Consider the following 12807-nt stretch of genomic DNA (forward strand, 5'->3'; position numbering starts at 1 on the left):
CCGCCACCCCGACCTGGCGTGATCCGCCACCGTAGCATCGCCGCCTGTGACCGGCAGGAGCATCGATGAGGGAACTCCTGGACAAAATCGAGTCCCGGCAGCGGCTCGTTCGCGAGACAGCTCAACAACTGCGTGAGCAGATCGCTCGTCTCACCGAACAACTCGCGGCCGCCGAAGACACCTTGAATCGTCTGGAGATCACCCGGGAGACCATCCTGGAACTGGCGGCCGAGACAGGCACAGAGCCGCCAGAGGCGCTGGCGCCCGGATACCGCGCGATCCTGGCCGTCGTCGAGGCATCGGAGGAAGGACTCCGGGCCAAAGACGTCTGCCAGGCGATCGGCCTCGCCCCCGAGCCACGGCATGTCGAAGGCACCCGCGCCAAGCTGAAACGCCTGGTCAGCCGCGGCATCCTCACCGAACCCGAGCCCGGCCTGTTCACCCTCACCAACCCGACACCGGCCATCCAGAGCTGAACTCCGGCGAAGTCTCACAGAACACCCTCTAAGAACTCTCGGGCGGGAGGCCGGACAGCCTGCGGTGCAGGTCGGCGGGGTAGAGGGAAGTCCCGGTCGCCATCTCCAGGAGGAGGATCGTGCCGAGGTCGGGCAGCACTTCGCCGCGCTTGATGTGCCCGATGGTCGGATGGGATAGGCCGGCCGCCTTCGCCACCGCGCGGTCGGTGAGCTGAGCGGCCTCCATCGCGGCGTGCAGATTCCGGGCGAACTCCCAACCGATCAGGGCGCTCGGCGGTGCGTCCGAAGCGAGGGTGACGTCCGGCCATGAGCCCGAGGCGACGTAGTGCGCGGGAGGCTGGTGCCGAGGGCCCCGGGGCATGCACCCCTCCCATTCCGTTTCCTCCATCGCTGACCCCCTGATTCTCCCCTGCCACCCGGCAGTGGGACGCTCGCCCTGGCTGTGGTAAATGTATTTACCAGTACGGGTGTTTGGTTGACCTGGATGGGGGTGTCGTGGGCGGTCGCCTTGGGGCCATGTACGCGGGGATCGACTGGTCGGAGAAGTGGAACGACCTCGCGGTCGTGGATCACCACGGGGAGGTGATCGCGACGGCACGGGTGGCCGAGACGCCGGAAGGCGTGCGGGAGGTCCTGCGCACCCTCTCCGGCCTACGGGCCAGCCACCAGCACAGCCGGCGCCGCGTTCCCATCGCGATCGAGACCGAGCACAGCCTGCTGGTCGCCGCCCTGCGCCAGGCAGGGCAACCCGTCGTGGTGGTGCCACCGTTGGTGGTTGCCGCCTACCGCGGTAGGACCGGCGCCGCGAGGTCCAAGTCCGACAAGGCAGATGCGGCCCTTCTGGCCGACATCCTGCGGACGGGCGGACACAACCACCGGGTCCTGCCCCAGAACTCCGAGCTGGCCGACGCGGTCCGGGCCCTGGCTCGGGCACAGGTCAAGGCGCTCCGGACACGCCAGTTCCACCTGCTGAGGTTGCGCTCGCAGCTGAGGCTTGTGCATCCGGCCGCGCTGGCCGCCTGGGCGCACCTGCCGGATGGCATCGCACGGGGCGAGGCCCGCGAGGTGATCGCGGCGGCGCCCACGAGTCGGTCGGCCGCACGGCTGAGCAAGAGGCGCCTGTACGACCTTCTGGCAGCCGGAGGCCGGACCCGGAACCTCGACGACCACGCCGCCCGGCTCGTCGTCGAGTTTCGGCGGCCGGTCCTGAAGCAGTCGTTACTGCTGGAGGAGGCGATGGGCGAGGAGGTGAGGGTATCGGTCAGCCTGCTGAACGCCGCCACCGACCACGCGGAGCACCTGGCGAACCTCGCCGTGGAGGCCTTCGACCGCCACCCCCAGGCCGACATCTACCGGAGTTTCCCCGGGGTCGGCCGACTTACCGGACCACGGTTGCTGGCCGAGATCGGGGACGCGCCCGGCCGTTTCGCCACCGCGCGCGGACTGCGAGGGTATGCCGGTGCCGCCCCGCTCACCTGGACGAGCAGCACCAGCCGATTGGTCTTCCACCGTAGACACGGTGCCAACAACCACCTCAAGGCCGCCGGCCACTACTGGGCGTTCTCCGCGATCGGCCGATCACCCGGAGCCCGAGCCCACTATGACCGCCGTCGCGCCGTGGGCGACCGGCACACCGCTGCGCTGCGGCACACCTTCGGCCGGCTTCTGGCCTGCCTGCACCACTGCCTCGCCGAGAACGAGCACTACCGCGAGGAAGCCGCTTGGCCGCACGGCTCCGGCGACTGATGGTCGTGGCGCCGCCGACGGGCGGCCGGGGACACGCCTGAAGATTGACCCCGGGCCATCGAGCCCTTAAGCGGGTACGGCACCCCGGCCGCCTCTCGGCCGAACCACGGCCACCACCGGCCTCAAGAAAGGCGAGCGCGATGCACGACCTGCTGGACGAGACCTACCTTACCGACCTCTGCCGCCACCTCGCCGAAGAGCCGCCCCGCGACGGCGATTGGATCACCCGGGCGCGCGCCTGGGCGGCACCGCCGGACGGCGCTGTACGTGGGGCCTGGCTGCGAGTCGTCTCGGAGCCCGCCACCCTCTTCCGCACGGCCGAGCAGGCCGGCCTGCCGGTGCCGCCGGACAGCCGCAGCGCCGACAACCCCTGGCTGCAAGTCGCCCAGGACAACGCACTCGCGGCCACCCTGGCCGTCCACGCCGCGCTCGCCGCGACCGCGCCCGACAGGCAGGCCCACCACCTCGGTGGTCCCAGCATCGGCACAGTGCTCGGCGGCCAGCGCCGCCGAGGAGGGGTCCACGCCATCTCATCGGACATGACGGTGCAGCTGCTCGCCCGGGGAAACCGTAACGCCCTGATGCGGGTCGTCGCGCTCGCCCACCGAGCACGGGGATCGCGGGTAGACCTACGGACGGTTGCGGCACTGGCGTACAGCCGACACGGCCGATCCGGTTACCAGCACCTCAGCACGAACCCGACGGGGCACTGGAACTACGCCTTGGAACAGGCCAACACGTGGTCCCCCGTCCAGGAGGTCGTTCGCGACGCTCTCGTGGCTGGCCAGTAGCATCCGTGACCAGGCACCGCCCGACGTGATCGACGTCCTGACGAACGAGCACCAGGCCGATCCGCAGGCTCTGGCCGAGGCGCTCGTGGTCGCCGCCGTCCCGGACGCGGCGGTCTACCGTGACGATGCAACGGCCGTGGTGATCGGCTGACCAGCTGATCCCGGACAAGGCGGGCGGCCTCTCGTGTGGATGCGGTTGGGCCCGGTCGGAGGACCGGGCCCAACCGCATCCAGGGCGAGCGGATCAGGCGCTGGAGCCGGAGAAGCTGGCGAGCGCGGCGGCTGCGGCCTCGCCGCTGTAGGCGGCCGTGCGACGGCGGGTGCGCGGAACGATGGCGACGACGGCTTCGGCCGCTTCGTAGGCCAGTTCCTTCATGACGGTCTGGTAGATGTCGCGGGTGATGGTCGTGCTCGAATGGCCGAGCATTTCAGAGATGATCTTGATGTCGACCTTGGCGGACAGGGCCAGGGTTGCGGCGACGTGGCGAAGGTCGTGGAGCCGGATCGGGGGCAGACCGCACTGCTTGACCAGGGCTTCGAACAGGTCGGTGAGCTTGCCCGGGTGCTGCCACGTACCGTCGGCTTCGGTGAAGCACCGCCCGTCCACGTTGGCGGCCGCCGCACCGGCAGCGAGGAGTTCCTTGGCCTGCCGGCGCTTCTGGTCGCGCAGGATGTCGGCGGTCTCGACGTCCATGGCGACCGTGCGGAAGCCGGACCTGGTCTTGGGTGCGCCGGGCAGGATCTCCCAGCCGTCCTGGCCGAGTTGCTCGACGACGGTGAACTGCTTGTTCTTCCAGTCGATGTCGGTCCAGCGCAGGCCGCACGCCTCGCCCCGGCGAAGTCCGCGGAAGGCGATCACGTGGAACAGCGCGTAGAGGCGGTGGTCGATGGACACCAGGAAGTCGAGGAACTCGCCGACCTGCTCGGGCGTCCAGACCATCACCGGCGAGGGCTTATCGCCGGTGCGCCGCCAGTGCTCGATGCGTTCCGGAGTCCACAACAGCGCCTTGGGGTTGTCGTAGCGTTCCAGCTCGACGAACTCGCAGGGGTTGAACGGCGGGATCAGCTTCTGGCCGATCGCGACGTTCAGCGCCGCTCGCAGGGTCGCGAGGATGTTCCGGTGGGTGGGTGCCTTAGTCGGCCGGCGAAACGGCGGCATCTGGGCCACCTGCTCGCGGAGTTCCTTGCGGCGAGCCCGTTCCTCCCGCCCCTTGTTGGGCACCGTCTTGAGCAGGTCAAGGAGGGCGCGACGGGCCTTGTTGTTCGCCTCGATCTCGATGTTCATCGACGCGATGGCGTCGAACATCTCCGTGACGTGGTCCACGCGCAATTTGCGTACGTTCAGGTCGCCGAGATGGGGCTTGAGGTGGCAGCGGATGTCCACCTCGTAGCGCTCGGCACCGCGGGGGCGGAGCGACTTCTTGCCCTTGAGCCACTTGTCGAGCCACTGCCCGACGGTCATCTCCGAGGCGAGGTCCTGCTGGTCCTGGTGCCGCTGGCGCAGGTCGTCGTAGTCGGGGAGAGGCTTGTCGTGTTTTGCGCACTGCTCCAGCAGGTCGCTGATTGTGACGCGCGCGGTCGCGTCGTCGCCGGCTATCGCCAGAAGGGCCTTGACCGAGTTCAGGTGGGTGGTCGCCTTGGCGCTGGTCTCGAAGCCGGACTTGCGGTAGCGGCGGCGACGGTCGAGGCCATCCTCTGTCCGCCCGGGAGCCAGCTCCTGGTCGACGTACCAGAGGCCATGGCGGGAGTTTCGCCGCTTCGGACACGAAGTGCCCCATTGGAGGCCGGTCTCCGGATTACGGCAACCGCAGCGGCGGTTGACGGCGCCTTTCAGGGGCTTCACGAGACCTCCGCAACGGGGTCGACGAACGCGATCTCGGGCGGCAGAGGCGGCGGGCAGGCGTTCAGGTCGCGCAGGCGACGACGAGCGGCCGCGACGTCCACGTGATCACGGTGGGCAACGTCCTCCATCTGCCTGGCGGTCTCGTTGATTCGTGCGTAGTCGTCTGGGTCAGCGAGCTGTGCGTCGCGCCGCCGCTCCTCTGCCTGCCTGGTCGACAGCAAGGCGATGCGCACGAGCCGGTTGTGTCGACGGAGAGCGGTGAGCACGGCATGGGGCCCGTTGTCGGATTCGTTCGGTTCTTCGCCGGTGGCCCAGGCGAGAGCTTCTGCGGTCGGGAGCTCAAGCCGGGGAGTGACATGGAAGGTCGGGCCCTGCTCCAGCGGGATGACCAGGGCGACCGGCGGCGTCGCCAGAGCGCGGGCGAGGATCAGAACCTCGCTCTGGCTCAGCTCTCGGTGCCCGGTCTCCATCCGGGAGATGGCCTGACGGCTCATGGCGACGCCGAGATCAACACATCGCTTCGCGAGCGCGTCCGCGCTCAGGCCCAGGGCCTTGCGGCGATTCCTGATGGCGGCGCCTGTCGCGGCCGCCAGGGTCGCACTCCATTCACTCTGCTCCATATCTGGGCAGTATTCCATGTCTTCTGCTCACGTGCTGAGCATGTGATACCAATTTCTCTGTCGGGGAACACCGGCATTGCAAACGCGCTCAGGAGGTCCCCATGGAAGCCCGTACCGGTGAGTTCCGTTCCGCCATGACCATCGCTGAACTGATCAACCTCCCGACCTGCGTCACCCTGGACACCGCCAACCAAGCCCTCGGCCTCGGCCGCACGACGGGCTATGCCCTCGCCCGTAGCGGGCAGTACCCCGTGCCGCTGATCCGCGCCGGCCGTGCATACCGCGTCTCGACCATCGAGGTCGCCAAGCTCCTGGGCCTCACCGTGCCCGACCAGGTCGAGGTTCCCGCTCGGCAGCGAGCGGGTGCTTCACTTGCCGCATGAGCTGGAGAGCCGTTTCCTTCGACCCGTTCTCGGCCGCGTGCCCGCCCACGTTGCCGGCGGAAGGCTGCGCGAGCGGTGTCGCCCTTCAGAGCGGGGCGGGATGCCAGCTGGGCCTCAGCAACGGCTTCGGTTGCGCCGTAGCCCGTTCAATGTCGTCACCGCCGCAGCCAGCGAGCGTTCGAGCCCGCGGCATGTGTCCGGATGATCCGCGCGCGGCGTGCGGTGGACTAGGGAGTCGGCGACGACCAGGCTGATTGCGGCGTCAATGCCCCTGTGCTGGGCGACCGCCAGGACTCCTGCGGCTTCCATGTCGGCTGTCAGCACGCCCTGAGAGCCATAGACACGGACTTCTTCGCCGGTCTCGCGGTAGAGCGCATCGGTGGTCCATGTCGCGCCGCACTTCACGGGGAGTACCGCTTCGGTCAGATCTGACCGGAGGGCTTCGCTGAGCCGTGACGATGCCGCTACGGTGCGACCTGGGGGGAGGTAGTGATGGGACGTGCCCTCGTCGCGGTACGCCTGCTGGGCGACGACGAGGGTTCCGGGCGACAGGTCTGGTTGGAGGGCGGCAGCGGTGCCGACGGTGATGACGCGGCGGATGCCGAGGGCGATGAGCTGTTCGAGTAGGAGCGCGGCCGCCGGTGCGCCGCGGCCGAACCCGGTGCAGAGGACAACTCGGTCGTCGGTGAGGTGGAGAACGCCGGACGCCCACCGTCCCAGGCCGCGCAGGCGGTAGGCGGTGCGGATGTGCTCGGCTAGGGAGCTTTGGTAGATCAGGACAGCGCCGGACGCAATGGAGAGGTCGGCGTCCGGGTGGCGGGTGCGGACGTATGCGGCGTGGTCAGCCGGGTCGGTGACGGAGGGCAGGGAAAACTTGCCAGGGTGGCCGGGGTACGAAAGCGCAAGCGGCTCGGTCACTGCGAGCCCGACCTGTTGTTGAGAGCGTTGATGAGGGCCTGCTCCGTCTTGGGGTCGACGTCGTTGAATACGTGCCAAGGCAGCACCGGGTCGTCCATGTGCCGCAGGTGTCGCGCGAAGTCGAGGCCGTGGGCCGCCAGGGTGTCGACCAGGACGTCCCTGGGCAGGTCGGTGGGGTCCATCCCGTTGTCGTAGAGGTCCTCGAGGACGTGTCCGACTCGGCGGTCGCCCCGCAAGCAGATGGCCTCCAGGTACAGGCGGCTCTTCTCGCCGAACTGCACGCGGTAATGCTGGTCGAAGTCGCTCTGGCCAACCAGGTCGCGCAGCCTGGCCGCGATCTCGTCGCCGTACCGGTCGAGGGCTTCGGGGTCGGCCATGCGCAGGCGCTGGCCAGGCGTCCCGGGCTTGGGCATGAACCCATGGAGCTTGACGATCACGGCTGCGTCGGGCCGGTCGAGGAGTTCCCGGATCTCCTTGGCACGGTCCGCGATGGCGAGGCGGTCCTCAGGGCGTTCGCCGGGCGCGCCGACGATGAAGTAGAGCATGACGGTGTTGATGACGGTGCCGCGGCACTGCTCGATGGTCTTGTTGACGCGTTCCGGGCGCATGGTCTTGTAGTAGATATCGAGGAGTTCCGCAGAGGCGAACTCGGGGGCGATCGTGATGATGCCACGGGCCTGGGTGAGGTTCAGCTCGGTGAACAGGTGCCCGAAGTTCCCCAGTTCGTTGATGTCGCGCAGGTAGTCGGAGGTCATCTCGTCGGCACGGACGGAGCCGATGATGGTGGAGACCTTGACGCCGCGCTGGGCGGCCCGGTCGGAGTAGGCGCGGATCCGGTTGAGGAGTTCTTCCCGCCTCCGGTACTGGGTGAAGGTCGGGGCGCTGATGATGATGCGCTCGACGTTGAGCTCTTCGACGCGGTCGAGGTAGGCCGTGAGGATCTCGATGGGGACCTCGCGGAACGGGGGTACGCCGAGGGTGCAGAAGTGGCAGCTGTGCTTGCAACCGAGCACCGGGATCAGGCCAGCGGCGGTGCCATCGGTGATCGGGTAGGTGAAGTGCGAGTCGTGCAGGTCCCGCAGTTCGAGGAACTGGGTGTTGACGGTGGCCGGTACGGTGGGAGCCTTGGGCCGAACCGCCAGGACACCGCCGCCAGGGGCGAAGTCGTACTCGTAAAGCGCGGGCACGTACAGGCCGGGGATCCGGGAGATCTCCACGAGCCGGTCGTTGTCCGCGGTCCGCGGGTGCGTGTGGAGGGTACGAAGGAGTTCGGCGAACGAGACCTCGGCCTCGCCCATGGCCACGACGTCCAGGTAGTCAGCGAGGACCTCCGGGTTGGCCAAGCCTGCGTTGCCGCCGACCACCAGCGGGTGGATGCCGGGGATCCGGTCGGCGCTGCGCCGGGGGATTCCGGCGAGGTCGAGCAGGCGCAGGACACTGTGGAGGTCACCGGAGTTGGTGACGGAGACACCGACGATGTTGGCCTGGTTGACCGGCGCGGCGGATTCGATGGTGCGGTAGGGCTCGCCGCCGGGGGTGGTGAGTCGGTTCCCGTCCCTGACGAGGTTGTCGTACTGGAGAGCGCGTTCGGCGTACGCGGGGATGTCGACGGTGCGGTTCACGAGGTCGTACAGGCTCATCGGCCCGTTGCACATCAGCGAGTAAGCGTGGCCGTAGGGGATGAGGAAGACCACGCGCAGGGCGCTGTCGGGGCGGTCGGTCGGGTAGGGGCCGGCGAAAGGGGTTTCGCTGGCTCGGATGGCGGCGGTTTCTGCGGCGAGCACGGACATGGATGGCTCCGTCGGAGGGAAGGGGCGGTCGGGAGGGGCGGTGTTTAGCTGTCGAGCACGTCCGCGACGTGCTCGGTGGCGTCGCGGATCGCCTGGCAGATCAGGCTCTCCTCGCCCTTGCTGATCAGCGGGTGCAGAACGGGGCATAGCAGTCGTGCGGCGAGCTGCTCGGCGCGCAGGCAGCGCTGTCCGGCGGTGCGGTCGCGGATGAACTGGTGGCCGTCGTAGGTGAGCGGGTCGTTGATGAGGCTGCCGACACCGTGGGTGGCGGCCAGGGTCTCCATGAGCAGATCGCGTCCCCGACCGGCCCACCGGTCGGGGACGAGGAGGTTGTAGCGGTAGTAGAGGTGCCGCCGGCCGTGGACGATGGGCGGCAGCGCGAGGTGAGGGATCCCGTCGAGCAGTTGGGTACGGCGGTGGGCGCGGGTGATGCGAGCGTCGTTCATCTCGTCGAGGCGTCGCAGCTGAACCAGGCCGACGGCTGCCTGGGCCTTGGTCAGCATCTGGTTCGTGCCCCACTGGTCTCGCCCGCCGTAGGTGCGCAGGCGGTGTAGGCGTTCGGCGAGGTCGAGGTCGTCGGTGGTGACCATGCCGCCCTGGCCGAGGGTGGTCATCAGCTTCTTCGATTCGAAACTGAACATCGTGGCCCAGCCCTCGCTGCCCACCGGAGCCCCGGAGGGGGCGGTGCCGCCGCAGGCCCGGGCGGCGTCGACGATGACGCGGGCCGGCCCGTGGACGGGGTGGGGACGGCGGGCAGCGGCGTCGAGGAAGGGGCGGACGTCGGCGACGTGCCCGTTCCAGTGGGTGAGCACGATGGCGCGAGTGCGCGTGGTGATGCGCTGCTCCGTGTCCGCTGGGTCGAGGTTCAGGGTGAGGGGGTCGGGTTCGGCGAGGACGAGGGTGCCGCCCTGGTTGATAACCGGAAGGTGCGTGCCGACGAAGTTGAGGGCGCAGGAGATGACCTCGTCGCCCGGGCGGAGGTCGAGCGCACGCAGCACCATCTCCAGGGCCGTGCCGCCACTGTTGAAGGAGACGGCCGCGGCGGTGCCGGAGCGGGTGGCGAAGGCGGCCTCGAACTGGGCGACTTGGGGTCCCTTCCAGCCGGTGCGCCAGGAGGCGGAATCCTCGAAGGCGTTCTGGAGTGCGGTGTGTTCGGCATCGGTGTACCAGCCGCCCTGCCGGGGTTCGATGGGCCAGCGCAGGCCGGTGGTGGTGCGGGGGGCGGTACGGGCGTTGGTGGGCATGGGACATCGCTCCAGGGAAGCCGGCGCGCGAATGCGGCGGGCCGGCCTGTATCGGATGGGCAAGGACGGAGCTGTGACGGTGTCAGGTGCGCTGTTCGAACCGCGTGATGGCAGCGATGCGCCGTGCGGCTTTGGTATTGGGGTCGAAGCGCAGGCCGAGCCACTGGCGGACCAGGTCGGTTGCGGTGACGGGATCGACGATCGCCTGGCCGAGGCACAGGATCTGTGCGTCGTTGAACAGGACGGCGTGCTGAATGCTGTACGGGTCGTGGGCGGTGACGGCCCGCACGCCGCGCACCTTGGTGGCAGCGATGGCCATGCCGAGGCCGGTGTGGCAGATGAGCAGCGCGCGGTCGGCGGCGCCGGTGGCGACGAGCTGGGCGGCGGCGAGGGCGACGTCCGGGTAGGGGCGGTGGTGCCCGGCGGCGCCGCTGGGGATGTCGATGATCTCGGCGACGAGGGTGTTCGCGGCGAGTTCGGTGCGCAGGGCGGTCCGGTGGCTGCTGCCGGCCCGGTCCGATCCGAGCGCGATGCGGAGGTCTCCTGGCATGGCGCGGCCTCCCGTGGGCGGTGGGGTGGTGGGTGTCCGCAGGAAGCGCGGCGGGTCCACGATCCCCGGTGCGGCGGGGGTGCGGGAAGGGGCGGAGGCGCTGCCCTCCTGGTGCTCTGGGGAGCAGCGCCAGAGCACCAGGTTGGTGGCTTCCTGTCGGGGCCCGGGTGCGCTAGGCCGGCGGCCGGGCCCCGGCGGGTTGCGGGCGGGGGTGCTCAGGTCCACTGTGCGCGGATGGCGCTGATCACGCGGTCGACGTCGTGGTCGGTCATGGCCGGGTAGCAGGGCAGGGACAGCTGCCGGGCGGCGGCGCGTTCGGTGACCGGCAGCGGGTGGCGGGCGGTGTCGCGGTACGCCTGGAGGGCATGGACGGGCCGGAAGTGGATGCTCGTGGCGATCTGGTGCTCGGCCTGGAGGCGTTCGGCGAGGCAGGTGCGGTCAAGGGGCGCGACATCGGGGTCCACGAGGACCGGATACAGGAACCAGCCGTGCCGGACACCGTGAAGGACGGTAGGCGTCGTGAGGCCCGGTAGGTCGGTGAGGCCAGTGGCGTAGGAGTCGGCGATCTCGGCGCGGCGGGCGGTGAACGCGGGCAGCTTGCGGTGCTGGGAGAGGCCGAGGGAGGCGTTCAAGTCGGACATCACGTACTTGAGGCCGGGCACGGTGACGTCGTAGTCGGCGGTGTTGCCCTTGCCGTGGCGCTTCCATGCGGAGGAGTCGATGCCGTGGCGGCCCAGCAGGCGGGCCTTGGCGACCAGGTCGGCGCGGCCAACCAGCATGCCGCCTTCGCCGCTGGTGAGGACCTTATTGGCGTAGAAGGAGAACACGGCGAGGTCGCCGACGCTGCCAGCGCGCAGGCCGTCGCGCCAGGCCAGTAGGGCGTGGGCGGCGTCCTCGACGAGCAGCAGGCTGTGCTCGTCGGCGAGGCGGCGTAGCGCTCGCAGGTCGCAGGGGTGGCCGCCGTAGTGCATGGCGACGATGGCCTTGGTGCGCGGGGTGATCGCGGACCGGACGGCTTCCGGGTCGATGTTGAGGGTGGTGGGCTCGACGTCGACGAACACTGGCCGGGCTCCGGTGTTCAGCATGGCGTTGGGGGAAGCGCAGAAGGTGAGGCTGGGGGTGATCACCTCGTCGCCGGGCCCGATGCCGGCGGCGAGGAGAGCCAGGTGCAGCGCGGCGGTGCACGAGGAGACGGCGAAGGCGTCGGCGACGCCGAGGTCCTCACGGACGGCCTGCTCGAACGCGCTGGCGTTGGGGCCATGGGTGAGCCACCCGGAGCGGAGGGTGGCGACGACGCTGGCGATGTCGTCCTCGCCGATCAGGGGCCGGTTCCAGGGCAGTGGAGCGAGCACGGGGGTGGTGGCGGTGGTCACTTGGCGCTCCAGTCGGCGTGGGTGTACTCGGTGTGCAGGCGCAGACAGTCCGCGGTCTGGGTGACGGCGAGGCGCCCGGTGCTGCGGGCGGCGAGCAGACCGCGGTGGTTGTCGTAGTCGGGCGCGTCCACGTCGCCGAGCCGGCCGGAGGCGACCGCGGCGGCGATCTCGGCGACGCCGTCGGCCAGGGTGCGCCGGCAGGCACCGGGCAGCAGCGTCTCCAGGCGGGCGAAGCTCGTGCGGTAGTCGCGGGCGTCCGCCTCGTCCCGTTCCGGCCCGTAGTCGATGCCCGAGCCGGCCACCGTCGCCGCCACGGTGTGGGCGATCTCGCCGATGGTGTAGTTCTCCGCGTCGGCGCCGACGTTCAGCACCATGTCCTGCGGGCTGGTGAGGACGGCGGCCAAGACGTCGGCGACGTCGCGGACGTGGACCAGGGGGCGGCGCTGCGAGCCGCCGTTGAGCGGGATACGGCCGGTCGCGGCCGCCCGGGCGGTCATCTTGTTGGCGACGCTGTCCAAACGCGGGCGCGGGGAGAGGCCGTGGACGGTCGCCAGCCGCAGCACGGTCAGCGCCCCGGCGCCGGCGAACAGGCCGGCCAGGCGGCGTTCGGCGAGGACCTTGGTGCGGGCGTAGATACCGAGCGGGTTGGGGGCGGTGTCCTCGTCGACGACGCCCTCGCGGCTGCCGTAGACACTGCAGGAGGAGAAGAACACGTAGTGCGGGACGCCCATCGTGAGGGCGGCCTCGGCGGCCAGGACCGGCGAGGCGTAGTTGAGTTCGACGGCGAGCTGCTCGTCGCCCGCGCAGGCCGGTTCTCCGACCAGGCCGCCGAGGTGCACCACCGCGTCCGCGCCGTCGGCGGCGGTGCCCAGCGCCTTCGGGTCGCGGAGGTCGGCGCGGATGAAGTCGGCGCCGGAGGGCAGGAGGTCGGCCGGGTCGTCGCCGGGTCGGTAGATGAGGCCGTCCACGACGGTGACGTGGTGGCCGAGGTCGGTGAGGCGGTGGGCGGCGACGGTGCCGATGTAGCCGGCGCCGCCGAGCAGCGTGATGCGCATGGTGGTGGTCCTTGTCTC

14 protein-coding genes are annotated in these 12807 nt (G+C 69.9%); 5 read left to right on the top strand and 9 right to left on the bottom strand.

Annotation, left to right across the window (positions count from 1 at the left end; genetic code table 11):
* Positions 1–65: 65 nt before the first annotated feature.
* Complete coding sequence (locus tag ACZ55U_RS33920) at positions 66–476, top strand: hypothetical protein (protein ID WP_465532487.1); 411 nt, start codon at positions 66–68, stop codon at positions 474–476.
* A 28-nt stretch (positions 477–504) separates the two neighbouring features.
* On the opposite strand, the gene ACZ55U_RS33925 is transcribed toward ACZ55U_RS33920, so the two are convergent.
* On the bottom strand, positions 505–837 hold the full coding sequence (locus tag ACZ55U_RS33925; RefSeq protein WP_465532489.1) for a helix-turn-helix domain-containing protein: 333 nt from the start codon (positions 835–837) through the stop codon (positions 505–507).
* A gap of 155 nt (positions 838–992) precedes the next feature.
* Here ACZ55U_RS33925 and ACZ55U_RS33930 point away from each other — a divergent pair, with 155 nt between their 5' ends.
* The 3 genes from ACZ55U_RS33930 to ACZ55U_RS33940 all read left to right on the top strand — a co-directional run bounded on the left by ACZ55U_RS33930 (position 993) and on the right by ACZ55U_RS33940 (position 3164).
* Complete coding sequence (locus ACZ55U_RS33930) at positions 993–2222, top strand: IS110 family transposase (RefSeq protein WP_465532491.1); 1230 nt, start codon at positions 993–995, stop codon at positions 2220–2222.
* A gap of 140 nt (positions 2223–2362) precedes the next feature.
* Positions 2363–3013, top strand: a complete 651-nt coding sequence (locus ACZ55U_RS33935) for a hypothetical protein (RefSeq protein WP_465532493.1) — start codon at positions 2363–2365, stop codon at positions 3011–3013.
* A 25-nt stretch (positions 3014–3038) separates the two neighbouring features.
* Positions 3039–3164, top strand: coding sequence for a hypothetical protein (locus ACZ55U_RS33940; protein ID WP_465532495.1), 126 nt, complete (start codon positions 3039–3041; stop codon positions 3162–3164).
* 93 nt (positions 3165–3257) lie between these two features.
* On the opposite strand, the gene ACZ55U_RS33945 is transcribed toward ACZ55U_RS33940, so the two are convergent.
* Both ACZ55U_RS33945 and ACZ55U_RS33950 read right to left on the bottom strand, forming a co-directional pair.
* The gene (locus ACZ55U_RS33945) at positions 3258–4856 is read right to left on the bottom strand and encodes a tyrosine-type recombinase/integrase (protein ID WP_465532497.1); all 1599 of its coding nucleotides are present in this window, start codon (positions 4854–4856) and stop codon (positions 3258–3260) included.
* Positions 4853–5476, bottom strand: a complete 624-nt coding sequence (locus ACZ55U_RS33950) for a helix-turn-helix domain-containing protein (RefSeq protein ID WP_465532499.1) — start codon at positions 5474–5476, stop codon at positions 4853–4855. Before ACZ55U_RS33950 ends, ACZ55U_RS33945 begins: the two co-directional genes overlap by 4 nt.
* A 101-nt stretch (positions 5477–5577) precedes the next feature.
* On the opposite strand from ACZ55U_RS33950, the gene ACZ55U_RS33955 reads away from it, so the two are divergent.
* On the top strand, positions 5578–5859 hold the full coding sequence (locus ACZ55U_RS33955; protein WP_465532501.1) for an integrase: 282 nt from the start codon (positions 5578–5580) through the stop codon (positions 5857–5859).
* Positions 5860–5973: 114 nt separating this feature from the next.
* Here ACZ55U_RS33955 and ACZ55U_RS33960 read toward each other — a convergent pair whose 3' ends face one another.
* The 6 genes from ACZ55U_RS33960 to ACZ55U_RS33985 form a co-directional block, all read right to left on the bottom strand.
* Positions 5974–6777, bottom strand: coding sequence for a nucleoside phosphorylase (locus ACZ55U_RS33960; RefSeq protein WP_465532503.1), 804 nt, complete (start codon positions 6775–6777; stop codon positions 5974–5976).
* The gene (locus ACZ55U_RS33965; RefSeq protein WP_465532505.1) at positions 6774–8567 is read right to left on the bottom strand and encodes a B12-binding domain-containing radical SAM protein; all 1794 of its coding nucleotides are present in this window, start codon (positions 8565–8567) and stop codon (positions 6774–6776) included. Before ACZ55U_RS33965 ends, ACZ55U_RS33960 begins: the two co-directional genes overlap by 4 nt.
* Positions 8568–8611: 44 nt before the next feature.
* Positions 8612–9811 carry a DegT/DnrJ/EryC1/StrS family aminotransferase gene (locus ACZ55U_RS33970; RefSeq protein WP_465532507.1) on the bottom strand — a complete coding sequence of 400 codons (1200 nt, stop codon included), beginning with the start codon at positions 9809–9811 and terminating at the stop codon, positions 8612–8614.
* Positions 9812–9893: 82 nt separating this feature from the next.
* Entirely contained in the window at positions 9894–10361 is a 468-nt protein-coding gene (locus ACZ55U_RS33975; protein WP_465532509.1) for an RpiB/LacA/LacB family sugar-phosphate isomerase, read from the bottom strand.
* A gap of 215 nt (positions 10362–10576) precedes the next feature.
* The gene (locus ACZ55U_RS33980) at positions 10577–11734 is read right to left on the bottom strand and encodes a DegT/DnrJ/EryC1/StrS family aminotransferase (RefSeq protein ID WP_465532511.1); all 1158 of its coding nucleotides are present in this window, start codon (positions 11732–11734) and stop codon (positions 10577–10579) included.
* Positions 11731–12789: an NAD-dependent epimerase/dehydratase family protein gene (locus ACZ55U_RS33985; protein ID WP_465532513.1), complete on the bottom strand. Its 1059-nt coding sequence runs from the start codon at positions 12787–12789 to the stop codon at positions 11731–11733. The genes ACZ55U_RS33980 and ACZ55U_RS33985 overlap by 4 nt, the downstream gene beginning before the upstream one ends.
* Between the last annotated feature and the right edge of the window lie 18 nt (positions 12790–12807).

The sequence above is a fragment of the Kitasatospora sp. NPDC034533 genome (genome assembly GCF_055575155.1).

Bases quoted from the DNA above. Each gene is read 5' to 3' on its own strand.
- ACZ55U_RS33955 (WP_465532501.1), top strand. From the start codon at position 5,578: ATGGAAGCCCGTACCGGTGAGTTCCGTTCCGCCATGACCATCGCTGAA.
- ACZ55U_RS33950 (WP_465532499.1), bottom strand. From the start codon at position 5,476: ATGGAGCAGAGTGAATGGAGTGCGACCCTGGCGGCCGCGACAGGCGCC.
- ACZ55U_RS33920 (WP_465532487.1), top strand. From the start codon at position 66: ATGAGGGAACTCCTGGACAAAATCGAGTCCCGGCAGCGGCTCGTTCGC.
- ACZ55U_RS33925 (WP_465532489.1), bottom strand. From the start codon at position 837: ATGCCCCGGGGCCCTCGGCACCAGCCTCCCGCGCACTACGTCGCCTCG.
- ACZ55U_RS33970 (WP_465532507.1), bottom strand. From the start codon at position 9,811: ATGCCCACCAACGCCCGTACCGCCCCCCGCACCACCACCGGCCTGCGC.
- ACZ55U_RS33975 (WP_465532509.1), bottom strand. From the start codon at position 10,361: ATGCCAGGAGACCTCCGCATCGCGCTCGGATCGGACCGGGCCGGCAGC.
- ACZ55U_RS33935 (WP_465532493.1), top strand. From the start codon at position 2,363: ATGCACGACCTGCTGGACGAGACCTACCTTACCGACCTCTGCCGCCAC.
- ACZ55U_RS33930 (WP_465532491.1), top strand. From the start codon at position 993: ATGTACGCGGGGATCGACTGGTCGGAGAAGTGGAACGACCTCGCGGTC.
- ACZ55U_RS33985 (WP_465532513.1), bottom strand. From the start codon at position 12,789: ATGCGCATCACGCTGCTCGGCGGCGCCGGCTACATCGGCACCGTCGCC.
- ACZ55U_RS33965 (WP_465532505.1), bottom strand. From the start codon at position 8,567: ATGTCCGTGCTCGCCGCAGAAACCGCCGCCATCCGAGCCAGCGAAACC.